Source organism: Parafrankia sp. EAN1pec, from assembly GCF_000018005.1.
Classification (GTDB): domain Bacteria; phylum Actinomycetota; class Actinomycetes; order Frankiales; family Frankiaceae; genus Parafrankia; species Parafrankia soli.
Window position 1 is genome coordinate 8,556,167 of the sequence record NC_009921.1, and the last position, 24,686, is coordinate 8,580,852.

The window sequence follows — 24,686 nt, forward strand, 5'->3', positions numbered from 1 at the left end:
GTACGCTCCGCCACAGCATCGCTCTGGCGAGGATGTTCGTGCCTACCAGCAATAACGGACTATCCACACTCCCCGATGCAAGTGGGGCGTCACGAATCTCCATGGAAATCTCGACAAACCTCCGCCGAGCGAGAAGGTTCGGATACTAATGCGAACGGTCATCACCGACGGGCTCCCGAGCCAGTTGCCGGACATCGATCCGTCCGAAACCAGCGAATGGCTCGAGTCGCTCGACGCGGTGATCGAGGAGTCCGGGCGAGGCCGGGCACGGTTCCTCATGCTCAAACTCCTCGAACGGGCACGCGAGAAGGCGGTCGGGGTACCGGGCCTGACCAGCACCGACTTCATCAACACGATCCCCCCCGAGCAGGAACCCTGGTTCCCGGGCGACGAGCACGTCGAACGGCGGATCCGGGCGTACATCCGGTGGAACGCCGCCATCATGGTCAGCCGCGCGAACCGTCCGGAATATAATGTCGGCGGCCATATCGCCACATATGCCTCGAGCGCGAGCCTGTACGAGGTCGGCTTCAATCATTTCTTCCGGGGCAAGGACCACCTGACCTCCTCCCCCGGCAGCGATTCCGGGGACCAGATCTTCATCCAGGGGCACGCCTCCCCCGGCATCTACGCCCGCGCGTTCCTCGAGGGCCGTCTCACCGAGGCACAGCTGGACGCGTTCCGCCGCGAGGGCGAGCCGGGCGGCCTGTCGTCCTACCCGCACCCCCGGCTGATGCCGGACTTCTGGGAGTTCCCGACAGTGTCGATGGGCCTCGGCCCGATCGACGCCATCTACCAGGCGCGGTTCAACCGCTACCTGCTCAACCGCCAGATCAAGGACACCTCCCGCAGCAAGGTGTGGGCGTTCCTCGGCGACGGCGAGATGGACGAGCCGGAGTCGATCGGCGCCCTCGGGGTCGCCGCCCGCGAGGAGCTCGACAACCTCATCTTCGTGGTGAACTGCAACCTGCAGCGCCTCGACGGGCCGGTCCGCGGCAACGGCAAGATCATGCAGGAGCTGGAGTCGCTGTTCCGCGGCGCCGGCTGGAACGTCATCAAAGTCGTCTGGGGCCGTGACTGGGACCCGCTGCTCGCCAAGGACACCGACGGCGTCCTCGTCCACCGGATGAACACCACACCCGACGGCCAGTTCCAGACCTACTCGACCTCGTCAGGCGACTACATCCGGGAGCACTTCTTCGGCGCCGACGCCCGGCTACGCCGGATGGTCACCGACCTGGCCGACGAGGATCTCAGCAAGCTCTCCCGCGGCGGGCACGACTACCGCAAGCTGTACGCGGCCTACAAGGCGGCCACGGAGCATGCCGGTCAGCCCACCGTGATCCTCGCCCACACGATCAAGGGCTGGACGCTGGGCAAGGACTTCGAGGGCCGCAACGCCACGCACCAGATGAAGAAGCTCACCAAGACCGAGCTCAAGGAGCTGCGCGACCGGCTCTACCTGGAAATCCCCGACTCGGCGCTGGACGGCAACCTCCCGCCGTACTACCGCCCGGGGCCGGACTCCGAGGAGATCCAGTACATGCGGGAACGCCGGGCGGGGCTCGGCGGATCGATCCCGCGCCGCGTGGTGCACGCCCGCACCCTCCCCCAGCCACCAAAGTCGATCTTCGACGAGCTGCGGCGGGGCTCGGGCAAGCAGCCGGTGGCCACGACAATGGCCATCGTCCGCCTACTCAAGGACCTGATGAAGACCAAGGAGATGGGCGCCCGGTTCGTGCCCGTCATCCCGGACGAGGCGCGCACGTTCGGCATGGACGCGATGTTCCCCACAGCGAAGATCTACTCGCCGCACGGGCAGCGCTACGAGGCCGTCGACCGGGAGCTGCTGCTCTCCTACCGGGAGTCCGAGTCCGGCCAGATGCTGCACGAGGGCATCAGCGAGGCCGGTTCGATGGGCTCGGTGATCGCCGCCGCGACGGCGTACTCCACCCACGGCCAGCACATGATCCCGGTGTACGTCTTCTACTCGATGTTCGGCTTCCAGCGGACCGGCGACCAGATGTGGGCGCTCGGCGACCAGCTCGGCCGGGCCTTCCTACTCGGCGCCACCGCGGGGCGCACGACCCTGAACGGCGAGGGCCTACAGCACCAGGACGGCCACTCGCTACTGCTGGCATCCACGAACCCGGCGTGCGTGTCGTACGACCCGGCGTTCGCGTTCGAGATCTCCCACATCGTCCGCGACGCCCTCGACCGGATGTACGGCGAGCGGAACGAGAACGTCTTCTACTACCTGACCGTCTACAACGAGCCGGTCCCGCAGCCAGCCGAGCCGACCGGGGTCGACCCGACCCAGATCATCGCCGGCATGTACCGGTTCCGTACCGCCGACGCGCTCACCGGCGGCGAGGAGACACCCACCGGGCCGGTCGAGGACGGGGCCACCGAGAGCTCCACCACGACGCAGGCACAGCTCCTGGCCAGCGGTACCGGCATGCGCTGGGCGCTGGCCGCCCAGGAGATGCTGGCGGCCGACTACGGCATCGCCGCCGACGTGTGGTCAGTGACCTCGTGGAACGAACTGCGCCGGGAAGCACTGGTATGCGAGCGGCGCAACCTGCTCAACCCCGAGCAGCCGCCAGCCGTGCCCTACATCAGCCAGATCCTGAACGGCGCACCAGGCCCGGTCATCGCGGTCTCGGACTGGATGCGCGCCGTCCCCGACCAGATCTCACGGTGGGTGCCACAGCCGTACACCTCGCTGGGCACCGACGGCTTCGGCCGCTCCGACACCCGGGCGGCCCTACGGCGCCACTTCAACGTCGACGCCGAGTCCGTGGTCGTGGCGACCCTGGAGGCACTGACACGAACAGGTGACGTCGAGCAGGCCACCGTGGACGACGCCATCCGCCGGTACGGGCTACGCAAGGACGGCGCCAACGAGGCCGCTCTCGGCAACGGCGCCACGGAAGAGAACGACCAGCCAGTCTCCGGCTGACCAGGCGCGGCCGGTCAGCCATGTCACCGAAGCCACTCGCACGGGAAACCTGCCTACCCCCGAACTCTTCGAGAGTAGGCAGGCTGCTGGGTCGACCAGACACCCGCTGACCTGATCTCCAGCCTCGGCCAACCGGCTTCGTTATCGGCAGCGGCATCCGCATACCGCGAGCGTCTCGGTGGAGGCAGCCACCGTGTGTACGCCTGGGTCGTCACGGTCGCCGACAGCCAGGACGTGGGGCTGATCGACAGCGCCGGGCTCGCGCGGGCCCACTGCTAAAGTCCCCCACCCCTCCTCCTACGGGGTCTCATTCATCTAGAAAGAAGGTTTCCTGTCATGGGTGAGCTCGTCCTGGTCCGCCATGGCGAAACTGAGTGGGCCCTCTCGCGTCAGCACACCAGTTATACGGATCTGCCGCTCACCGCGCGCGGTGAGCGCAGGCCCGCGCCATCGCGCCACTGCTCGTCAGGCGCCGCATCGCGCTCGCCCTGACCAGTCCCCTCCAGCGTGCAGCCCACACCGCCGAACTTGCCGGCCTTACCGACATACAGGTAGACCACGACCTGCATGAGTGGGACTACGGCAGCTATGAGGGCATCACCACCGCCGACATCCACCGCACCCGGCCCGACTGGAATCTGTGGACGGACGGCGTCCCAGCGGGGCCGGACGCCCACCCCGGGGAAAGCCCGCAGCAGGTCGCGGTCCGCGCGGACCGCGTCCTGGCCAGCATCGCGACGGCCCTCCAGGACTCGAATGCGGGAGATGTGGTTCTCGTGGCCCACGGCCATTTCCTGCGCGTACTCACCGCCCGCCGGCTGGGCCTGCCGCCTGCGGCGGGAGGTCTTTTCGCCCTCGACACAGGGGCCGTCAGTTGTCTCGGTACTGAGCACGGCCGCCCCGTAATCACGGCCTGGAACGCCACGGCAGCCGCCTACCCGACCGTCGAAGCTACGACGAAGCACCTTCCACTTCCTGGCAGAATGTCCTTCTGACAGCCTGCGGGGCTCCAGAACCCCGATTCGGGTGGCGACCTGCGCGTTTCTGCTATGTGACGCTAGGTCATTTCGGGGACGGATATTCCAGAAAGCCTGATCGTCTAGGGTACCGGAAAGACGGTTCATCAGGACCAGGCGTCCGTGATGGCGAAGGAGGTCTCCGCGCGGAAGCGGTAGCTGTCATTATACAGATCAATCCAGAGTTCCCGGCCGCCACGGCGAATATACCGGCCCGGATGGCTATAGGATTCTAGGGCCACTGACCTGGCACCTAAGCCACGTCGGACCACGAACGTGGCATCTCGGTCGAAGGACTGGGTCGCGCCAAACCCGCCCAGCCGCAGCCGGGATCCGTCCTGTCGCAAGAACCGGCCGTCGGATGCGCGCAACGAGAACCCGTTTGGATCGGCGAGGCCACGCACGACGGTGAAGGTCGCTTCGCGTCGGACAGCGGTGCTGCTGACCGACGAAACCACCTCTATACAGCCGATGTCGTCGACCAGCCGCCAGTACTGGTGCCCGAGATCGGCCGATCTCAGCGAAAGTCTGCCCAGGGGAAGGGTCGGGCCACCCGCGACCACCTCCTTCACAACGGTCAGATGTTTCACGACACCGGTCAGTCCCGGAAGCTCGACCGGTGCGGACCAGGTACGAAAGGTGTCATAGCTGTCGATAAACCAGACTCCGCCCTGCCTGCAATGCTCGAAATATAGTCGCCAACCGCCGTTGTCCAGGGGTATAAGAGCCGGCCCCTGGCCGTCCCCGGCGACAAAGTCCGGCGATCTCCAGATCGTGTATGGGCCGGTGAGGCTAGGCGCGCTCGCCAACTCGATACGCATCGAACGGCTATTCTTATAGAATGCGTGGCGCGTCGATCCGACCCTGACAATGAACAGTTCGATGGAACCTGCAGGTAAGCCAACCAACGGCGTCGGGATACTCCATGTGGTAAGAGAGGAGTCCGTTGCCGTTATCTTGTACGGCCGAAAAGCGCCCCGTGCGCTGCCACCGAACCGCAGGGAGACGATTATGTTGACGCTGCCATCGGCGTCGATGAACCATTCTGGGGCCCAGACACTTCCGACTCGGGACGCCGTCAGCGTGACGTTGCCGAGGAAGGTCCAGCTGACTCGGTCGGTACTTGAGGCGAGGCCGATCTGGTTTCCGGCCCGAGCAGTGCTGTGGGCGACGTAGTACATCCCGTCGGTGTGCCGCATGATGCTGGGATCGCGAACCATTCCCCATGGGGGTGTGTATCCGGAATCCCTCAGCAGCCCGAACCCGGTGGCGTCCGAGGACTCATACACATACATGGTGCTGTCGCTGGCCTGGATACACGCCGTCATCGTGTATCGGGATGTCCTGCCGAGTGCGGGGAGGCCTCCACTTTCTGTTCCTGTCAGGCTGAGTGTAGCCTCCGGGGCCGGGGCCGTGGGCTTGGACGGACGCAGATAATTCAGGTTCCATCGTCGATGGTCAGGACTAACGATCAAGACTTTGCCCTCAGCGCCTGTAACAACGGGACGGCAGCGACATACGAGGCGCTACCGGCGGGTGCTGGGCGTGTAAACCATCCGTTTCTAACTGCGGACTGGGATATTGACGACATCCGTAACTACTCAGTAAAGGAGATCGGGAATCCGGGTGCGGTACCGATCACGGAAGACACCGATTTCCTGAGGGAAGCGACTCGATCGGCTGGGGTGACGCGACAGTATTCGGGGACCGCTGGGCAGCCAGAAAGGCTGCGGGTTGGGACGCTTCCACGATAAACGGCCTTACTTAAGTGGCATTGACCGATGGCCCATGCCGTCTCGGTTCGGCCATGATGCCACGCCGCGGGCAAGTTGCGTGATCTGTTTCCAATCGCCTTCCCAGATGGCATCGGGTGGTGTCACCCAAGATCCGCCGACGCATCCGACATTTGGCTCGCCCAGATAGGCCCCAACCGTAGCAGCGGTGATGCCGCCAGTCGGGCAGAATCGGATTTGTGGTAGCGGTCCCGCTACCGCTTGGAGGTAGGGGATGCCTCCTGCAGCCCCGGCGGGGAAGAACTTCATCTCGACCTTCCTGCGGTCGAGAACCTTAAGCATCTCCGAGACGGTAGCGACACCGGGTAGATAAGGCAGGCCGCTGTCGTCCATCGCGTCTAGCAGCCGGTCGGTGCATCCGGGGCTGACCAGGAAGTGTGCGCCGGCGTCCACGGACTGCCTTGCCTGATCGCTTGAGGTGATCGTTCCAGCGCCAACGAGAATGTCCGGCACTTCCGCCGTGATCAACTCGATCGCCTGTAGGGCTGCGTCGGTGCGTAGTGTCACCTCCAGGATATGCAGGCCTCCAGCGACGAGAGCACGGGCGAGCGGCACCGCTGTTCGGATGTCATGCACGACGACGACGGGTATCACTGGCGCGATGTTGAGCAGGGACGAAGGGCGTGAGATCGAGGTCATGCCGTTACCGTCAGCACGCTGGCCCCGGAGTCGGCTGGGCCGACAACGCTCCGGAACGCAGCGAAGAGCTCGCGTCCGGTCCCTATCCCCGTGTCCGAGGCAAGTGACTTCTCCGTGGGCTCACGATCACTGAGATCAGTGCCGATCACCTCGAGCGAACCAGTCGTAGCGTCCAGCCGGATGACGTCGCCGTCTCGTACACGGGCGATTGGCCCGCCCGCAGCTGCCTCCGGAGTGACATGGATCGCGGCAGGAATTTTTCCCGAAGCGCCGGACATCCTTCCGTCTGTCACGAGGGCAACCCTGTGGCCGCGGTCCTGCAGTACGCCGAGGGCCGGGATGAGTTTGTGAAGCTCAGGCATGCCGTTGGCGCGTGGGCCCTGGTAACGGATGACTGCTACGAGATCACCGCTAAGCTCGCCCGCCTCGAATGCGGCAAGGAATTCTGCCTGGTCGTCGAAAACCCTCGCTGGTGCCTGGGTGAGGAGATGTTCGGCTCGCACCGCAGACGTCTTCACTACCGCCCGACCGAGGCTGCCGCTGAGCATACGCAAACCGCCGTCGGGCGCGAATGGGTGGGAAACCTGGCGCAGCACGTCCCCATCGAGGCTTTTTGTCGCCCCGCTTCTCCAGAGGAGCTCGTCACCTACCAGGACCGGTTCCTGCCGGTAGTGATCGAGGCCGTCGCCCGCGACGGTACGGACGTCACCGTGCAGCATGCCTGCGTCCAGCAGTTCGCTGATGAGGAACGCTGTGCCTCCGGCTGCGTGGAAATGGTTCACGTCGGCAGGGCCATTGGGGTAGATCCGTGCAAGCAATGGCACCGCAGCCGACAGGGCGCCGAAATCGTCCCAGGTCAACCGTATTCCTGCGGCAGCGGCAATCGCGACCAGATGCATGGTGTGGTTCGTCGAACCGCCGCTGGCAAGCAAGCCAACAACGCCGTTTACAATCGCGCGCTCATCAATAATCTCGCCGATTGGCGTGTGGGAATCGCCGAGAGTGGTCAGCTGGGTAATCCGATGCCCGGCAGCGGCGGTGAGGGCGTTACGCAGAGCAGTATCCGGGTTGACGAAGCTGGCACCTGGAAGGTGCAGGCCCATGATCTCCATGAGCAGCTGATTGGTATTGGCCGTGCCGTAGAACGTACACGTTCCCGCGCTGTGATAGGCGGCTGCCTCCGCATCGAGGAGCTCCTGTCGACTGGCCTTGCCTTCGGCGTACAACTGGCGGGTGAGGCTCTTGGCTGCATTGGGTAACCCGGAGGTCATCGGCCCGGCAGGGACAAGGATGGCCGGTAGGTGACCGAAGGACAGCGCACCGATAACGAGCCCGGGGACGATCTTGTCGCACACCCCGAGTAGTAGCACGCCGTCGAACATGTCGTGCGCCAGCGCCACCGCCGTGGCCATCGCAATCACATCACGACTGAACAAGGACAATTCCATACCCGCACGGCCCTGGGTAATGCCATCGCACATTGCGGGCACACCGCCGGCAAACTGCGCGACACCACCAGCCTCGCTCACCGCACGCTTGAGAACCGCGGGATAGGTCTCAAAAGGCTGATGGGCGGAGAGCATATCGTTGTATGCTGACACGATTGCAATGTCGGGCTTGGCCGCTCCGCGGAGTTCGATCTTGTCTGCCGGAGCGCATGCAGCGAAGCCGTGCGCAAGATTAGCGCACCCTAGACTGCCCCGGGTCGGGCCCGCCTGGGCTGCTGCCTGGACGCGGGAGAGATAGGCTTCGCGAGTTGCCGCACTGCGAGCGGCGACCCGTTCAGTCACCTCAGCGACAACCGGGTGCAGGACCGTGTTCACACTCATTCTGCTACCTCCTCATGCCACGTGCGGCCGTCACGTTCGATCAATGCGATCGCTGCAGCAGGTCCACCAGTGCCAGCTGCGTAGCGCCTCGGTGAGTCAATTGACGCCGCCAGAGCGGCCAGGATGGGCTCCACCCACGCCCATGCGGCCTCGACCTCGTCGCGTCGCATGAACAACGTCGGGTTGCCACGAACGACGTCCATGAGTAGCCGCTCGTAGGCATCGGGCAGGCGTGACTTGAAAGTCTCGGCGAAGCTGAGGTTGAGGTGGACTGGACGCAGTCGCACGCCGCCCGGGCCCGGTTCTTTGGCCATCAAGTGGAGGCGTACGCCCTCGTCAGGTTGCAGCCGCAGCACAAGAGCGTTAGGAGAAATCGCATCCTTGATACCCGGGAAGATTGAATGTGGTACCGGTCGGAACTGAACCACGATCTCCGATGCATGACGATCTAGCCTCTTGCCGGTACGCAGGTAGAAGGGTACCCCGGACCAGCGCCAGTTCTGGACCTCGACCTTCAGCGCCACAAACGTCTCGGTGGTACTCGTGCTCCCATCAACTTCGTCCTGGTAAGAAGGAACTGGAGCTCCCTCTACGAGTCCGGCCGTGTACTGTCCTCGGACGACGCACCGTTCCACGTCACCGAGTGTCAGTGGGGATAGGGCCTGGAGAATCTTTAGCTTCTCGTCGCGGACCGCCTCGCGGTCAAGTCGGCTGGGTGGTTCCATCGCCACCAGACAGAGCAGTTGCAGAAGGTGATTCTGTACCATGTCACGTATGGCACCCGAGCCATCGTAATAGTCGCCGCGCCCTCCGATGCCAATTGTTTCTGCGACCGTAATCTGTACATGGTCGATCGCACCAGAATTCCACAGCGGCTCAAGAAGGGAGTTGGCGAAGCGTAGCACAAGGAGGTTCTGGACGGTTTCTTTACCGAGGTAGTGGTCGATACGGAATATCTGTTCCTCAGCAAAAACCGCACCGACTTCATCGTTAATCCGGCGCGCGGAGACCAGATCATGCCCAAGTGGCTTCTCGAGGACCACCCTGGAGTTATCGGTCACTAATCCGTTGGTTTGCAAGCCTACACAGGTTGGCCCGAACAGTTGTGGGGCACAGGCAAGGTAGAAGACGCGCACATGGTCTTTTCCGTCCGCCAGAAGTGTCCGCAGTTCATCCCAGGTGCTGTGCTCCGCCACGTCGACCGTGATGTGGTGCAGGCGTTGGATAAAGCGAGCTAGGACATCCGGCTCGTGTATTAGCTCCGGGACGAACCGGCGCAGTTCAGAATCAACTTTGTCGCGGTATCCGGCATCATCGAGTCCGGCCCGGGACACGGCAATGACCCGCGAGTCGGGGGTGAGTTGCCCGTCTCGGTCGCGGTGGTACAGCGCTGGCATCAGTTTGCGCATCGCCAGATCCCCTGTGCCGCCGAAGACTACTATCTCGCAGGGGGCAACCGACATAAGCTGCGGCATGGGTTCTCCTATCGAAATGAACCTGCCGTGCGGGTTGTCGCACTGTGCGTGAGTGAGGTTCTGCATGTCAGTACCTCGTTTGTTGCCGACCGAGAAGTTATCCGGATGGGAACCGTGAGGCGCCGATGTGGCAGCAGTCAATTACACACCAGCGACACCGGAAACCACGTGACTCGATCCAGGAGATGTCGAGCTCGATCCGGCGTCACTCCAACTGTATCCCTAAAGGGACTAACGCCTGATACTTGCACAAGTCGTGATAGATAGGATCTGATGGTCGACCCTACTGTGTAGCAGACGAGCCTGCCCTCGACCATTCGATGCCGGGTCTAACCGGCTATCGGGCGATACATGTCGGTATAAGAACCGATCAGTTGGTCATCGCAGGAGGTTCCTGACGGCCGGGGTCAGATGTCGGTTCCATGGTGGATCGGCGCCGGGGGCCGCGCAGGTCAGTGCAGCAACGTGGGAGGCGAATATGAGGGCGCTGCGGGCTCCTTGCTGGTCTAGGCGCTCCAGGCGACCGCCGAGATGGCCGTTCTGATGGAGCCAGTGCAGGAGGCCGGCAGAGAAGGCATCGCCTGCGCCGATAGTGTCGACGATCTCGGTGGGTACTGCCGGAACGTCGATCAAGGTGCCTCGGAAGGATGCGAGTACACCTGCTTCGCCTCGGGTGACGATGGCGAGTTGTACTCCGGTTTCGTTGAGTTCGCCGATAATCCGTTCGGGAGTGAATCCCGGAGCTAGGTGGGTAAGATCGTCCTCACTGATCCGGAAGATATCTGCGAGTCGGTACCATTCCTTCAATCTTGACTGGTAATGTTCTGAGCTTACCAGTGTGGTGCGTACGTTTGGATCGATGGAAACTGTAGCGTGCTCCCGGATGGAGTCCAAGAGCTCTTCGACGATACGACCCCCAGGCTCCATGACCAGTCCGAGTGAACCGGCGTGGATACACGATGCTCCCCGTAGCCGCGCCGGGTTCAGTTCGTCCGGGCGCCACTGCCAGTCTACGGTCCCAGTTGCGTAGAATTCATAGTGCGCTGCCGAGTTCTCCACCGACGTGATGGCGAGTGTCGCGGGTTCGTCCGACCACGTGCTCAACGATAGATCGACCGAGGAGTCATCGAGACGTCGCTTAAACAGCCCACCGAGGACACCGCAGGGCAGCCTGCTAAGGAATCTGGTCGGCGTGCCAAGCCGGCCGAGGGCAACTGCCGTGTTTGCGGGGCTGCCCCCTGGGAAGACCTGCCACCGCATCGCACCGTTGGGTGTTTCCGTTGGTTGGACAACGGCGTCGGCGACATTCTCTCCGACCACGGCGACGTAACCGGTCACTGGCTTGTCCTCCTTCGGATAGCTCGGATATGCGGCCATGGTGCGATGGCCGTTTTTGTCCACACTGGCCGCGGCAGGTGTACGGCTAGTTCTTACGGGATCGTGGCTACGCTCCTGCAGGAGCGGGCCCCACTGTGGATGTTGCGCCGGTCATGATGGCTACCACCTCGGGCATGGTGCACTCCGTCGGTAGTACGACGGCAGCCCGCCGCCCCAGCCGCTGGATGTGGATGCGGTCCGCGACTTCGAAGACATTTGGCATGTTGTGGCTGATGAGGATGACCGGCAGGCCGCGGTCCCGGATGCGCCGGATGAGGTCGAGGACTTGGCCGGTTTCCCGGACACCCAAGGCAGCTGTGGGTTCGTCCATAATGACCAACCGCTGAGCGAAGGCCGCTGCTCGGGCGACGGCGACTCCTTGGCGTTGACCGCCGGAGAGGTTCTCGACCGGGCTCGTCATCGATCGGAGGCCAATTTTCAGTTTGCTCATTTCCTGCTCGGCTTGGCGCTTCATCGCCGGCTTGTCAAGGATCCGCAGGTAGCGGCCCAGTGGTCCTTTGCGTCGGATTTCGCGGCCCAGGAACATGTTGGTCGCGATGTCTAACGCGGGCGCGACCGCGAGATCCTGATAAACGGTCTCTATGCCATACCGACGGGCATCGGTGGGGTTATGAAAGCGGACCGGGTCACCGTCGACCAGGATCTGGCCCTCGTCTGGGACGAGAGCGCCGGAGAGCGCCTTGATCAGACTGGACTTGCCAGCCCCGTTGTCGCCGATGACGGCAAGCACCTCGCCGGCGCGAAGATCAAAGTCGCAGCCGTCCAGGCAAGTGACCTGTCCGTATCGCTTCACCAGGCCACGGGCTTCGAGTACAATGTCTTTCCGCCCGCTCTCGACGGTTTGCGGCGCAAGGTAATCCATAGTGCCTCTCATGCTTTCCTCCTGCGAGCGAGTTGGTCAATGGCCACGGCGAGGATGACCAGAATGCCAGTGATGAGCACCTGGTAGATGGATTTGGTGCCGATGAGCTGCAGGCCGTTGCGGACAACGCCGACGATGAGCGCGCCCAGGAGCGTGCCGACCACGCTGCCGCGGCCGCCAAACAGGCTGGTTCCGCCGAGCACGACAGCCGTGATGCTGTCCAGGTTGTCGGTCTGCCCTGCGTTGGGATCGCCGACGCCGGTACGGGACACGAGCAGCAGGGATGCGATGCCGTAGATAAGGCCGGCGACAGCGTAGACGGTGAGAACGACCCGCCGGGTCCGGATGCCCGTTAGGCGGGCAGCCTCAGGGTTGTCACCGACGGCGTAGATGTGCCGACCGGCGGAAGTCTGGGTCAGAATGCACCAAGTGATTCCGAACAGGGCGAGCATTAGCAAGGAACCATAGGTGATTTCTGTCTGGCCGACGGTGAACGTCTTCCCAAGATAGGTGAGCGTTGCGGGTAGGTCGGAAATAGTCTCCTCATTGGAGTAGATATGAGTCAACGCGAAAGCGATATTTAACGTACCGAGTGTGACGATAAATGGTGGCAGCCGAATCGTGGTAACCAAACCGCCGTTGAGGAGCCCAAAGGCGGTACAGGCCAGTAGACCGAGACCGATCGCCAGGAATGGGTTGAGCCCAGCATCGACCGCGAGCGTCGTTATGAGGACGTTACCCAGAGCCATGATGGCGCCGTTGGACAGGTCGATGCCGGCGGTCAGGATGATCAGGGTTTGGCCGATCGCGAGGGTGCCGACCACCATGACCTGCTGGAGAATAAGGGAAAAGTTCCCGCCGGTCAGGAACCGGTCGGACTTGATACTGAAGAATAATCCGGCCAGCACCAGGGCGATCACCGGGCCGAGGGTGGTCAGGTCCGGTGCATGTTTGGCGAATGAGCCGACGCTGCCACGGAGCTTTATCTCAGCCCCGGCAGCCTTCGTTGATGCCATGACGGATCCTCGTTCTCCAGACGGGACTACAGCTACTCTGAGTCCGGCCGGACGGCGGGTGAGACGTCCCACCGCCCGGCCGAACCGTCCAGTTAGCGTGCCAACTTGCGCCGGGCACGCTGATGAGGCTGTACGCGGCCTCCGCGCGTCATGCCGAGGCGTTCGGAGCCATCAACCCCAGCAGTTATCGAGACCGAACTGGACGTTCTCCGAATCAATACCGTCCACCGGCTTGGCGGTGATCAAGGTGACACCGGTGTCCACGTACCCGGACGGCTTTGTGCCGTCGGTGGCGTAGGCAATGACTGCGTCCACGCTCTGCTGGGCCATCTTCAGCGGGTACTGCTGCGACGTCGCGGCAATCTTGCCGTCCTTCACTGCCTGGACGCCTGTGCATCCCCCGTCGACGGAGACGATTGTGACGTCATTCTCCTTGCCGGCGGCAGCTATCGCAGTGTAAGCGCCGAGCGCAGCTGGTTCGTTGATCGTGTAGACGAGGTTGATGCCCGGGTCCTTCTGCAAGCAGGTCTCCATAGCTGCCTGACCCTTGGCCTGGTCACCCTGGGTGTCCTGGCTACACACCACGCTCGCCGCGCTTACTGGCTCGCTCGCGGTGTCAGCCACGTCTACCGCACCAAAACCGGATAGGAAGCCGTTGTGCCGCAATGTGCCAACCGTGATGCCGGGCGCGAGGTCAAGCATCGCGATCTTCACCGGCTCGCCGCCGGTGATGCCCTTGGCGTATTCGCCGATCAGGACCCCGGCCTGGAAGTTGTCCGTCGCGAACAGCGCATCCACCGCGCTCTGCGGATCCGTGGGACTGTCGAGCGCGATGACAAGCACGCCCTTCGCCCGTGCCTTCGCGATGGCGGGGATGATCGCCTTCGTGTCGCTAGGCGTGATCAGGATGCCCCGGGCCCCCGAGGCAACCATGTTCTCGATGGCGGTCACCTGGCTGGCGTTGTCGCCGTCAAACTTGCCGGCCGCAGTGAGCAGCTTGACGCCCTTGGCCGCAGCCGCCTTCTCCGCGCCTTCCTTCATCTTGACGAAGAACGGGTTGGTGTCGGTCTTGGTGATCAGGCCAACGACCACCTGGTCCGTCCCGCCGCTCGCGCTGCCGTCCGACGAACTGCCACAGGCAGATAGCACGAGTGCTGCCGCAGCGGGCAGCACAAAGAGGGATGCGCACCGCCGCCACCAACCACGCACCGGGCGACGACGCGGCCGCCGGGCCACATCAGTGACGGTCGTCACGCCGCCTAACGGCACCGCGCTCCGAGCCCCATCAGGCCCTGCTGATCGCGGCATTGCTATCTTGTCGGACACGTGACGCCTCCCTGCGACCCGGCCCCATCGCCTACGTTGCTCCGGGGTTGCGCCGGAATGTAGCTCGGGTCACAGTAGGAGCGCAAGCGCTTGCGCGAACGTTTGCCCAACTTCTCGTCGGGACGTCCGGTAGGGAGATCGCATGGTCAAGATGGCGGACGTGGCGAAGATCGCGGGCGTCTCCGTGTCCACGGTCTCGCACGTCCTCAACGACACGCGGGCGGTGCGGGCCGAGACCCGCGCGGCCGTGCTCGCAGCCATCGAACAGACCGGTTACACACAGAACACGATCGCGCGGGCGCTCGTCACGGCCAGCAGTGGCCTGATCGGCCTATCGATCCCGGTGATCACCAACCCCTACTTCACCGACGTGATCCACGCGATCGAGACGAACGTGTCGGCCACCAGCTACACCCTGATACTCGCCGACTCGCGCGAGGACCCCGAGCATGAGCTCCGGGCCCTCCGGGCGCTCCTTCAACGTCGGATCGACGGGTTGATCATCGTACCGGCCGGCGGTGACAATCAGCTGGCCTTGGAGCACCTCGCCGCGAGCTCCGTGCCGACGGTACTCATCGACCGGCTGGCGTCAGCCGACTTCGATCAGGTCGGACCAGACAACGAGGAGCCGACCGCTCAGCTCGTCGAGCACCTCGCAGACCTGGGACACCACCGAATTGGCATGGTCGCCGGCCTGAGCGGTCTCACCACCACCCGCGAGCGACTGGCCGGCTACCGGCGGGGGCTAGACCGACACGGACTGCCTTATGACGAGAAACTAGTTGCCGGCGGCGGCTCCCAGATCGAGGGTGCCAGGGCAGCCGCCCACACCTTGCTAGCGCTGCCGAATCCGCCGACCGCGCTGGTCGTCGCCAACAACCTCATGACGATCGGGACCATGCACGCACTACGGGAGACAGGCCGGCGGGTGCCCGACGACATCGCGCTTACCTGCTTCGACGACTTCGAATGGGCCGACCTCTTCTCGCCCCGGCTGACCACCATGGCCCAGCCACGCGTTGAGTTGGGCAACGTCGCGGTGGAGTTGCTGATGCGACGGCTCGCCGACCCCACGGTGCCTCCGCGTACGGTACGACTTGCCCCCCAGTTCATGCACCGCGACTCCTGTGGCTGCACTCCCGAACAACGAATGGCGACGGGCCAGGACAAGGAGGTCGGCAGCCCTTCCAGCCCGCCAGTATGACTCAGGAGGGATCACCTGATACACCGTTGACCCGTCCCTGATTCGCCTATGGATGGTCGTGGCGTGAGTACGCCGGCTTCCGGCGCTGCCCGCTCTTTGCTTGCTCCGGGGGCTGTCCATACGGACGGGCCCGCCCCTCAATGGGGCTGCCAGCGTCGTCATCTTCAATGAGAAGTGAGATCGATCCGGTAAACTCCGAGACCGGCAGCGACTGACGGAGGGAACTTCGGCTCGCCACCCCGGTTCTGCCCGGCTGCCGGCACAGGACACCACCACAGCCGTATGCGTCAGACTCGGCCGGAAGGAACCTTCGCATTCAAACGCGTTGCACCGGCTAAGATTCCCGGTTTCCTTCCGATCCCGCCCGGCTCGAGGCACTTTCCAGGCGCCGAACCCGCGCCGTTCAGCACGATGGAGCGGGGACGGCGGGAAAGAGCTGCGGTTCGCCCAGCCGTGTAAGATTTTCCGTGACGAGGTATGATGAAAACCTTAAAAAGAAGGCGGCCATTCTTTATGGTCTCCGCCGTACTTTGCGGCGCGCTAATTCTCGCTGGTTGTAGTCCAGTCGGCGAGCAACCGTCCGTATCAACAGCCAGCCAGGCGTGCAATACGCCCGGAATCACCGCAGGCGAGGTCCGCCTTGGGTTCTTGATGTCCGAGAGTGGCGCGGGAGCATCGATGGCCCAGCCGTTCAGGGCGGGCGTCGACGCCCGCCTGGGCGTGGCGAACGCGGCCGGAGGGGTCCACGGACGCAAGGTTACCTACGTGTGGCGAGACGACGAGTCGGCATCGGCTGTCAACCTTGCTTCGGCACGACAGCTCCTCGCCACGGACGACGTATTCGGAATGATCGAGGCCAGCGCGGAGGCGTTCGGTTCATCAGCACTTCTACACAGCTCCGGGATCCCAGTCGTGGGTATCGCGCTGGATCCCACCTGGGCCTCCAATGACAACATGTTCAGCTTTACGAACATGATGGCAAATAATTCTTCCATCAGCACCTGGGGTGATTTTGTTGCAGCCCAGGGCGGCCGTCGCGCATTGATATTCAAGCCCATCTTCTCCGCGGCTTCAGACATCCTTGCGATGAAAATGTCCGACAGTCTGCAGGCGGCTGGTGTAGCCGTTGTCGGCAATAACGAGATCAGCCCGATGACGCTCGTTCCCGCCGTCATCGGCGAGCAGATCAGAGCCACAGCAGCCGACACCCTGATATTTGCCACAGACGCTGAGAACTCCTATCGGATCGTGGCAGCGGCCCGGGCAGCCGGTGCGGCAATCAGGGTCGCTCTGGTTCCGCCGGACGGCTACGACCCCCGAGCGCTCCACGAATGGGGAAGCGCCATCGCGGGCACGTACTCCTATCTTCCGATCACACCGTTTGAGGTGAGCACCCCCGTCTACCGCGGGTTCTTCAACGCCATGGCCGCCTACTCGGCCCAGTTGCAGCCGCCGAATCAAACCTACGCGGCGGAGGGCTGGATCGCCGCCGACATGTTCCTGCGCGGGCTGGCCATGGCGGGGGGCTGCCCGACCCGCGCAGAGTTCATCAGCAGCCTGCGGTCCGTTCAGGCCTACGACGCCGAAGGACTACTGCCCGCGTCGTTGAACATCAGCACGAGCGTTGGCGAGATCATCCGCTGCCTTCACTTCGTGCAGGTCGCGCCCGACGGGACCCATTTCACGCAGGTAACCCCAACACCGTTGTGTGGCAGGCGGCTGGCCACAAACGACTGAGAGAGGCTCTGTTGTGAACGATCGCGTTATTCGGCTCTGGGGACGATCACGTGACGGCCTGGTCCCCCGAAGAATCATGCAGGGCGTTCTGCGATCGTGTGTGCGGTGCCTCTCTGACCTTGGGGTCCTGCTCCCGCACCTGGCGGACGTGGTCGTGGATCGTGTCGGCCGGGATGGCGATCGTCTGTGGCTGGTTGCTCGTGCTCGGGCGGCCGAGGGCTGTTGCCCGCGTTGTGGAGCGGTCTCGACGCGGGTTCACGGCCGCGGTACCGGCGCCGGTTGGTGGACGCCGCAATCACGGGCGCGCAGGTTCTGATCGATCTGCTGGTGCGCCGGTTCCCCTGCCCGGCGAAAGACTGTCCGGCAGTGACCTTCACCGAGCAGGTCGAAGGGCTGACCAGCCCGCATTCCCGGTACACCCTGCTGGCCCGGCGGATGTGCGAGGCGATCGGGCTGGCGCTGGCCGGCCGCGCCGGTGCCCGACTGGCCACCCAGCTTGGGATCACAGTGGGTCGCGACACCCTGTTGACCAGAGTGCGGCGGCTGGCAGACCCCGAGGTCGGCGCCGCCGGTACGTGTATGGCACGGTCCTGGTGGACATGGCCACCCATCGGCCGGTGGACCTACTCGACAGCCGCGACGCCGATCCGTTCGCCGCCTGGCTGACCGCTCACCCAGGCGTGGAGGTGATCTGCCGGGACCGCTGCGGCACCTACGCCGAAGGCGCCCGCGCTGGCGCACCCGACGCCGTCCAGGTCGCCGACCGTTTCCACCTCTGGCAGACCTCGGTGAGGCGGTCGAGAAGACCGTGGTTGCCTACCGAAACGCACTCGCCGAACCGACACCCGCCGCCGAGGAGCAGGCCACCGTGACCCGTGCCGGCTCGTGTGAACCGTCGCCGTGGTCCGTCCCCACGAGAAACCGATCATCGTTCGTACCCGGCGCCGTTACGCGGAGGTGTAGGAGCTACTCGCCCAAGGGCACAGCCGCTCGTCGGTCAGCCGCACCCTCCGGCTGGATATCCAGACCGTGCGGCGCTATGCCGACGCGGCCAGCATCGACGAGTTGATCGCGAAGTCAGCGGAGCGACCCAGCAAGATCGACCCGTACAAGGAACATCTCCACCGCCGCTGGAACGAGGGCGTCACCGACGCCGCCCGCCTCACCGAGGAGATCGCAGGTATGTGCTACCACGGATCTGTCCAGCCGGTCCGCCGCTACCTGCGCCGCTTCCGTGACGGTTGTCCCGCCCTGCCATCCAGCCCGGTCCCGCCGACCGTGCGGGAGACCGTCCGCTGGATCATGACCCGGCCAGACCGGCTTGCCACCGACGACCAGATCACGCTGAAAAGCATCTTCGCCCGCAGCCCCGAACTCGATGCCCTTGCCACGCATGTGGCGGACTTTGCCCGCATGCTCACCAAGCTCGAGGACAGCGCCTCGACGCCTGGATCGACGGCGTGGACGGCGTGGACGGCGTGGACGGCGACACCCTGCCCGCGCTCGCTTCCTTCGCCCGCCACCTGCGCAACGACCACGACGCCGTCGTCGCTGGACTCACGCTGCCGCACGGCTCCGGACCCGTCGAGGGCATAGTGAACAGGATCAAGATGTTGAAGAGGCAAATATACGGACGTGCGAACTTCGATCTCCTGCGCAAGCGCGTCCTGATCAGACAACTCGGGGACCAGGCCGTCACGTGATCGTCCACACTGTTGCGCGGGCGACTGGGGAGCCGCAGGCCCCCTGTCCGAGGATGATCATGTGATGCATCAGTGGGTTGTCGTGGGTGGCTCGGCGGTCGTCGTCGCCTGCGGCGAGTATCGGCGGCGCTGGACTGCTGTGCCGGTAGCGGTCACATGGGAACCAGGACGTTCAGGGCCGGTCGGTGAAGAGGGCGTAGCGGTCACGACCCGCCCGTTTGGCCCGATACATAGCATTATCGGCATTGCGCAGGGCGGTTTCGGGGTCGTCGATGCCGGCGCGGCACAGCGCGATCCCGATAGTGGCGCCGAGGGCGATGGTGGTCCCGGCCAGCGCGATGGGCTGCCTGCTGGTTTCGAGGATGCGCGCGGAGATGGCGCAGACGAGATCGTCGTCGGCCTCGTCGACGAGGACCGCGAACTCATCTCCGCCGAGGCGGCTGACCATGTCCGTCTTCCGGGATGCGGCCCCGATGCGGGCGCCAATGACGCGCAGGACGTCGTCGCCGACAGCGTGGCCGAACCTGTCGTTGACGGGCTTGAAGTTGTCCAGGTCGATGAAAAGCACGGCGAAGCTCGTTCCGGCCTGCTCGTGTTCGGCCACAGCCGCCAGATGGCGGTCGAACGCGGCCCGATTGGGCAGGCCTGTGAGAGGGTCGTGGCTGGCCCGATAGGCGAGTTCGGCCTGCATCTGTCGGCGTCCCCCGATCTCATGACAAGTCAGGACGATGCCGGACAGGACCGGTGTGTGGTGCGGCTCCGAGGCGTGGATATCGAACCACCGATAGCCATCGCAGGCGCGTAGCCGGATCTCGCGGATCGCGCCCTGCCCTTCGCGGTCGCGGGCACCGAGGAACTGCCGGAGGCGGCTGGCGTCCTCGGGATGGCTGAGGTCAGGGAAGATTTTTCCGATCCAGCCCGCCGTGGGCTGGCCGAGTAGACCCGTCGCGTCGGAGCTGGCAAAAGTTATCCGACAGTCACGATCGGCAACGATGACGATGTCGTGGGCATTGTGTAGCAGCGCGTGCAGCTGGGATTCCTCGCGGCGCAGCGCGTTCTCCCGGCGGGCATTCGAGACGGCGATGCCGAGGATAGCGATGCCGATGGTGCCGAACAGGCTTACCGCAAGCAGGCCCTGGCCCTCCCGAAGCCCGGCGAACAGGGCCGTGGCGGGTTGCTGGAAGACGAAGTACGCACCGTCAAGGGACCAGATCGGCGCGGCGAGCATAATCTCGTTCGAGTCATCGACGAGGGTTACCCGCTCGGCCTTCCCCATCCGCAGGTCCGCCAGGTCGGCCGGGTTCACCAGCGGCCGGCCGGCCAGGCCGGGGTTCCAGGAGAAGGATGCCCGGCCGGAGCGGTCGACGACGGCGCCGCCGCCGTCGCGCAGCCCCATACCGCCGAGCGCGGCGAGGAAGAAGCTGGGCAGGGCGTCTCGCGCCGAGCGGCCGAGGGTGAGGACGGCGACCGGGCGCCCGTCCTCGAGTACCGGCGCCAGGGTGTACAGCCGCGCGACTCCATCCACCATGACCACCTGGGAGGTGGTCGCCCGCCCGGCCAGCACCGCCTGCCACTGCGGGCTGTCCGTAGCGATCGGCATCGGCGGGGCAGCGGCCGGCTCGGCCGCGATCGTTCGTCCGTCGAGGCCGACCAGCGAGGCCAGGGTGTCCGGTCCGCCCTCGGGCGACTGGGCGAACCGTTGCAGGATGGTCTGGTTGTGTGTCAGATCCGTCGGCGACCATGACTCGGCGGACGCGGCCGAGACCAATGGCTGCGGGTCCTGCATGGCCGACATGTAGTCGGCCATGCGTGCGGTCTGCGCGAGGCGTTCGCGCATCGCGCTTGCTTCCGCTGCCCGTAGCGCCTGGGACTCCTGCCACAGACCAAACGACGCGATACCGAGCAAGGTCAGCGCGGCGACCAACAGCGGCACGATACGGCCGAAACATATCTGGGGGGCGCGCCGTTGAGGGGCTGCGGCCTCGCCACGGTGTGTGGAGCGGACGGCCTCGGAGCGACGGGACCACCACCATGGGCGCGCGGACGGTGGTTTTCGTACCGCCGAACCGAGCGGTCTTCCCGGCTCCAGGTCCGCCGATCCCGCCGGTTCCACCAGTTTCGCCGGGCTTGCCGAGGTCGCGCTTGCTGGGTTTGCCAGCTGCGGCGCACCCGGGTGATCGTCCGCGACGTTTGTTACGTCGACGGCGGCAATGGTGGCCGAGGGCCTGCCAAGGTCGCGCGGGCCAAGAATATCGTCCGCGTCGGCGGCTGTGGACGGGGTGGGCAGCGCGATGGCGGCCCGACTCCCGCCATCGCGCTTGGCGGCGTACATCGCCGTGTCCGCGGCGTGGATCAGTTCGTCAGCACGGCTGCGGCCTGGTCTGCCCATCGCGATGCCCACGCTCGCGCCTACCTGCACGCACTCGCCCTCAAGAATGATCTTTTCGGCGACGGCTCTGATCACCCGATCCGCCACCAGACTCGCAGTCGCGAGGTCGCTGTCGCGAAGCAGCATCGCGAACTCGTCACCGCCGAGCCGGCTGGCAAGGTCGCCTTCACGCAACAGCGCCGCCAACCGCGCGCCGATGATCGCCAGCACCCGGTCTCCGGCCGCGTGTCCGAGCGAGTCGTTGATGGGCTTGAACCCGTCAAGGTCCAGATAAAGGACGGCGCAGCTCGACTCGCTGCTCACGGCGAGCGCGCTGGCAAGCCGATCACCGAACCCGGACCGGTTGGCCAGACCGGTCAGCAAGTCGTGGCGTGCCTGATGACCAAGCCGGTCCTGCAGCTTCTTGCGTTCCCCGATCTCATGGCAGGTGACCAGCACACCGGCCAGGCCGGCCCGCGGAGGAAGGTCGGCGGCCTCCAGGTCGAACCAGTGGATGGCGCCGTCGGCGCCACACAGTCGGACGTCGAGGACCGCGCCGCCATCGGTCAGCAATCGGTCGAGGCGCTCCCGGTCGGCCGGATGGACGAGCTGTGCCAGCGGTCGACCGAGCCAGTCCGAGGCACGGCTGCCGAGCAGCCTTTCGATCGACGGGCTCAGGAAGCTCACCACACCGTCCAGACGGACGACGGCGATCAGGTCCCGGGTGTTGCGCAACAGCTCGTCGAGCCGCTTACCAGCACGGCGGGCGCTCACCTCCCGGCGCAGGCCGAAGACGACCAGCCCCAGCATCGCCACCGCTCCCACGGCGATCACGGTCAGGTTCCGGGACCACTGCTGTGCACGCAGGTCGGAGTAGAACGCGTCGGTTCGCTGCTGAAACAGGTTGATGTATCCGCTGCTCGCCTGCTGGGCGGCGATGTTCGTCACCTCGTCGGAGCCATGCCCGGACGTCCACACCCGCGCCGGCAGCGGCGGAATCCCGCGCAGCATTTCCGGGTCGATGACGCGCCGGCCGACCAGCGCCGGATCCCAGGAGGATGCCGCGACCCCGGCCGAGTCAACAGTGGTGAGGCCCCCGGGACCGAGCTCGAGCGAACCGAGCTGCTCGTCGAAGCGTTGAGCCAGATCGTCCGTAGCGACGGTAACAAGGGCGGCCCACGGACGTCCTTCGCCGACCGGCACCACTGTCGCCCGGCCGACAAGACCATCGATGACGAACACCGGCGACCTCGCGGCCTGCCCGGCAAGCGCAGTCGGCCAGGCGTCACCGAGGGCGCTCACTGGAATCGTGGCACTCACCGGTCGGGACACCAGCGGATGCCCGTCGCGGTCCAACAGAGCGACGACGAAGTTAGGGTCACTTGCAGGATTGATCCGAAACGATGTCAACAAGTGCGCGTTGCGCGCTTGATCCGTCAGGGAGAATCCGGCCGCGTCGACGCGGGACTGCTGAAGCTGAGGGTCGACGGCACGCGACGTGTAGGCCGCCATCTGTTCGGTCAGATGTGCCCGGTTACTCAGCCGCTCCCGCTCGGAGGTCGCCAGGCTTTCACTGCTGATGGCGAAGATGACCGCGACGAGAAGAAGAAAGGCTGCCAGGCCGACCAGCAGCGGCATGGCTCGCCGAAGCCGGCCGCGCCGGGTGAGATCACGCAGGTCGGATGCGCCGAGCGCGCCCGATATAGGAGGATCGCCAAATCTACGATCCTTTGGCCTGCGATCTTCAGATCCGCGCCGGACCGGAAAGATCCGAGTGGCCATGGTCATCGCCGCCCGCCTGACGCATCCGGGACGCTGGGCGGGTCGAATAACCGTCCTGCGCGATTACGGACAAAACAAACAATCCTCCCAGTCAGAGGTCCCTCCGGCTAACCGAAGCGCCGACCTGGCGGTTCGCCGTAGTTATCAACCGAATGATAGACACGCCCGAGCCTCTCCAGCAACCTAAACGAATACGGATAATCCCTCAAATTTCATCACGAAACCGGACCTTGATCAATCATCCGATAAAGCGGATTGAGGGTTTCGTGGACGCGCAAATGCCCCAGCATTAGGATTGATTTGACCCAGTTCTGCTTATACCTGGACTCTTGAGGAGAATGACCCAAGAGTAAGTGCAGGCGCTAAGATTACATCCGCCGCACACGGATAATTTCCACCGTCGGATGGCAGATCTTGTCCGAGCCGATTGAATACCCAAGGAAGGTCACCAGTGACCGGTCAGCCCCAGCAATTCGCCAGACCGTACTCGACGCCTTCCGAAGGGATTCCAGGCTGACGATCGTCGGCGATCAGGGTGGTGCCGGTGTCGACGTATCCGGATACTTTCGTTCCGTCCTTGACGTAGTCGACCACGGCGGCCACTCCCTGCTCGGCCATCTTCAGCGGGTACTGCTGTGAGGTAGCAGCGATCTTGCCGTCCCTGACCGCCCGGACGCCGGTGCATCCGCCGTCGATGGAGACGATCATGACGTCTGCCTTTCCGGCCGCGTCCAGGGCGGTCCGCGCGCCGAACGCGGCCGGTTCGTTCACGGCGTACACGAGGTTGATGTCCGGGTCCGTCCGCAGACAGTCCGCCATCGCCGTCCGCCCCTTGGCCTGGTCACCCTTGGAATCCCGGCTGCACACCACGCTCGGCGGAGTGGCCTGCTGAGTCTCACTGACAGTCACGTCCAAGGCGCCGAAGCCGACGAGGAAACCGTTGTGTCGCAGCAGGCCTCCGCCCGTGATGTGCGAAGAGACGTCCATGGTTGCGATCCTGGCCGGCGTGTCGCCCATAGCGGCCCTGGCGTACTCGCCGATCAGTATGCCGGCCTTGAAGTTGTCGGTGCTAAACAGCGCGTCGACGGCGCTCTCCGGGTCGGTGGGCACGTCTAGAGCGATGACGAGAACACCACGGTGCCGGGCCTGCTCGATCGCCGGGACGATCGCCTTGCTGTCATTGGGTGTGATGAGGATGCCCCGCGCCCCGGCCGCTACCATGTTCTCGATGGCGCTGACTTGACTGGCATAGTCGCCGTCGAACCTGCCGGTGGCGGTCAACAGCTCAACCTTCTGCTCCCGCGCGGCCTGCTGCGCGCCGTCGCGCATCTTCACGAAGAACGGGTTAGTGTAAGACTTCGTGATCAGCCCAACAGTCGGGTTGCCACCGGAGCCCTGCCGGCCATCCGTGACCTGGACCGAGGAGCCGCCGCACCGGAACAGGACCAGCGCAGCGGCGAGCACCAGCACCAGCGCTGCGATGGCGCGACGGCGAGGCGATCCAGATACCCGCCCGGATGCCGTCCACCGCATCCCTTCCTGGTCCGACATGTCGTCAAACCGCCCTTCATGCCGC

Annotated in this window: 16 protein-coding genes and 1 pseudogene; 7 read left to right on the forward strand and 10 right to left on the reverse strand. The window is 64.7% G+C overall.

Going from position 1 to position 24,686, the window contains the following annotated elements:
• Window positions 1-148: 148 nt before the first annotated feature.
• Together aceE and FRANEAN1_RS40115 are read left to right on the forward strand one after the other, a co-directional pair.
• Window positions 149-2,962: a pyruvate dehydrogenase (acetyl-transferring), homodimeric type gene (gene aceE / locus FRANEAN1_RS35050; protein ID WP_020464414.1), complete on the forward strand. Its 2,814-nt coding sequence runs from the start codon at window positions 149-151 to the stop codon at window positions 2,960-2,962.
• A gap of 336 nt (window positions 2,963-3,298) precedes the next feature.
• Window positions 3,299-3,957 (forward strand): annotated as a pseudogene (locus FRANEAN1_RS40115) (histidine phosphatase family protein).
• 128 nt (window positions 3,958-4,085) lie between these two features.
• Here FRANEAN1_RS40115 and FRANEAN1_RS35060 read toward each other — a convergent pair.
• The 8 genes from FRANEAN1_RS35060 to FRANEAN1_RS35085 form a co-directional block, all read right to left on the reverse strand.
• Window positions 4,086-5,306, reverse strand: coding sequence for an AbfB domain-containing protein (locus FRANEAN1_RS35060; RefSeq protein WP_347176891.1), 1,221 nt, complete (start codon window positions 5,304-5,306; stop codon window positions 4,086-4,088).
• A gap of 432 nt (window positions 5,307-5,738) precedes the next feature.
• Window positions 5,739-6,410, reverse strand: a complete 672-nt coding sequence (eda, locus tag FRANEAN1_RS40120) for a bifunctional 4-hydroxy-2-oxoglutarate aldolase/2-dehydro-3-deoxy-phosphogluconate aldolase (RefSeq protein WP_020464417.1) — start codon at window positions 6,408-6,410, stop codon at window positions 5,739-5,741.
• Complete coding sequence (edd, locus tag FRANEAN1_RS35065; RefSeq protein ID WP_020464418.1) at window positions 6,407-8,239, reverse strand: phosphogluconate dehydratase; 1,833 nt, start codon at window positions 8,237-8,239, stop codon at window positions 6,407-6,409. Before edd ends, eda begins: the two co-directional genes overlap by 4 nt.
• Complete coding sequence (gene zwf, locus FRANEAN1_RS40125; RefSeq protein ID WP_020464463.1) at window positions 8,236-9,714, reverse strand: glucose-6-phosphate dehydrogenase; 1,479 nt, start codon at window positions 9,712-9,714, stop codon at window positions 8,236-8,238. The genes edd and zwf overlap by 4 nt, the downstream gene beginning before the upstream one ends.
• Window positions 9,715-10,092: 378 nt before the next feature.
• Window positions 10,093-11,052, reverse strand: coding sequence for a carbohydrate kinase (locus FRANEAN1_RS40130; RefSeq protein ID WP_020464420.1), 960 nt, complete (start codon window positions 11,050-11,052; stop codon window positions 10,093-10,095).
• 106 nt (window positions 11,053-11,158) lie between these two features.
• Window positions 11,159-11,974, reverse strand: coding sequence for a sugar ABC transporter ATP-binding protein (locus tag FRANEAN1_RS35075; RefSeq protein WP_049795842.1), 816 nt, complete (start codon window positions 11,972-11,974; stop codon window positions 11,159-11,161).
• A gap of 8 nt (window positions 11,975-11,982) precedes the next feature.
• A complete protein-coding gene (locus FRANEAN1_RS35080; RefSeq protein WP_020464422.1) occupies window positions 11,983-12,990 on the reverse strand; it encodes an ABC transporter permease in 1,008 nt (335 codons plus the stop codon).
• 171 nt (window positions 12,991-13,161) lie between these two features.
• Window positions 13,162-14,316 (reverse strand): sugar ABC transporter substrate-binding protein, encoded by a 1,155-nt coding sequence (locus FRANEAN1_RS35085; protein ID WP_198145414.1) that lies wholly within the window; start codon window positions 14,314-14,316, stop codon window positions 13,162-13,164.
• A 142-nt stretch (window positions 14,317-14,458) separates the two neighbouring features.
• On the opposite strand from FRANEAN1_RS35085, the gene FRANEAN1_RS35090 reads away from it, so the two are divergent.
• The 5 genes from FRANEAN1_RS35090 (at window position 14,459) to FRANEAN1_RS42765 (ending at window position 18,960) form a co-directional block, all read left to right on the forward strand.
• Complete coding sequence (locus FRANEAN1_RS35090; protein ID WP_020464424.1) at window positions 14,459-15,520, forward strand: LacI family DNA-binding transcriptional regulator; 1,062 nt, start codon at window positions 14,459-14,461, stop codon at window positions 15,518-15,520.
• Between the two features lie 513 nt (window positions 15,521-16,033).
• Window positions 16,034-17,257, forward strand: a complete 1,224-nt coding sequence (locus tag FRANEAN1_RS35095) for an ABC transporter substrate-binding protein (RefSeq protein ID WP_157473791.1) — start codon at window positions 16,034-16,036, stop codon at window positions 17,255-17,257.
• Between the two features lie 222 nt (window positions 17,258-17,479).
• Entirely contained in the window at window positions 17,480-17,923 is a 444-nt protein-coding gene (locus FRANEAN1_RS42755) for a hypothetical protein (protein ID WP_198145718.1), read from the forward strand.
• Window positions 17,857-18,129 (forward strand): transposase, encoded by a 273-nt coding sequence (locus tag FRANEAN1_RS42760; RefSeq protein ID WP_198145415.1) that lies wholly within the window; start codon window positions 17,857-17,859, stop codon window positions 18,127-18,129. The genes FRANEAN1_RS42755 and FRANEAN1_RS42760 overlap by 67 nt, the downstream gene beginning before the upstream one ends.
• A gap of 606 nt (window positions 18,130-18,735) precedes the next feature.
• The gene (locus FRANEAN1_RS42765) at window positions 18,736-18,960 is read left to right on the forward strand and encodes a transposase (protein WP_347177280.1); all 225 of its coding nucleotides are present in this window, start codon (window positions 18,736-18,738) and stop codon (window positions 18,958-18,960) included.
• Between the two features lie 172 nt (window positions 18,961-19,132).
• On the opposite strand, the gene FRANEAN1_RS35110 is transcribed toward FRANEAN1_RS42765, so the two are convergent.
• Together FRANEAN1_RS35110 and FRANEAN1_RS35115 are read right to left on the reverse strand one after the other, a co-directional pair.
• Complete coding sequence (locus tag FRANEAN1_RS35110; protein WP_347176892.1) at window positions 19,133-22,966, reverse strand: diguanylate cyclase; 3,834 nt, start codon at window positions 22,964-22,966, stop codon at window positions 19,133-19,135.
• 603 nt (window positions 22,967-23,569) lie between these two features.
• On the reverse strand, window positions 23,570-24,643 hold the full coding sequence (locus FRANEAN1_RS35115; RefSeq protein WP_041256904.1) for a substrate-binding domain-containing protein: 1,074 nt from the start codon (window positions 24,641-24,643) through the stop codon (window positions 23,570-23,572).
• Window positions 24,644-24,686: the final 43 nt, after the last annotated feature.

Excerpts from the sequence above, each read along its gene's own strand:
- aceE (WP_020464414.1), top strand. The coding sequence starts at position 149 with ATGCGAACGGTCATCACCGACGGGCTCCCGAGCCAGTTGCCGGACATC.
- FRANEAN1_RS35060 (WP_347176891.1), bottom strand. The coding sequence starts at position 5,306 with ATGACGGCGTGTATCCAGGCCAGCGACAGCACCATGTATGTGTATGAG.
- eda (WP_020464417.1), bottom strand. The coding sequence starts at position 6,410 with ATGACCTCGATCTCACGCCCTTCGTCCCTGCTCAACATCGCGCCAGTG.
- edd (WP_020464418.1), bottom strand. The coding sequence starts at position 8,239 with ATGAGTGTGAACACGGTCCTGCACCCGGTTGTCGCTGAGGTGACTGAA.
- zwf (WP_020464463.1), bottom strand. The coding sequence starts at position 9,714 with ATGCCGCAGCTTATGTCGGTTGCCCCCTGCGAGATAGTAGTCTTCGGC.
- FRANEAN1_RS35075 (WP_049795842.1), bottom strand. The coding sequence starts at position 11,974 with ATGGATTACCTTGCGCCGCAAACCGTCGAGAGCGGGCGGAAAGACATT.
- FRANEAN1_RS35080 (WP_020464422.1), bottom strand. The coding sequence starts at position 12,990 with ATGGCATCAACGAAGGCTGCCGGGGCTGAGATAAAGCTCCGTGGCAGC.
- FRANEAN1_RS35090 (WP_020464424.1), top strand. The coding sequence starts at position 14,459 with ATGGTCAAGATGGCGGACGTGGCGAAGATCGCGGGCGTCTCCGTGTCC.
- FRANEAN1_RS35095 (WP_157473791.1), top strand. The coding sequence starts at position 16,034 with ATGGTCTCCGCCGTACTTTGCGGCGCGCTAATTCTCGCTGGTTGTAGT.
- FRANEAN1_RS42760 (WP_198145415.1), top strand. The coding sequence starts at position 17,857 with ATGGCCACCCATCGGCCGGTGGACCTACTCGACAGCCGCGACGCCGAT.
- FRANEAN1_RS35110 (WP_347176892.1), bottom strand. The coding sequence starts at position 22,966 with ATGCCGCTGCTGGTCGGCCTGGCAGCCTTTCTTCTTCTCGTCGCGGTC.
- FRANEAN1_RS35115 (WP_041256904.1), bottom strand. The coding sequence starts at position 24,643 with ATGCGGTGGACGGCATCCGGGCGGGTATCTGGATCGCCTCGCCGTCGC.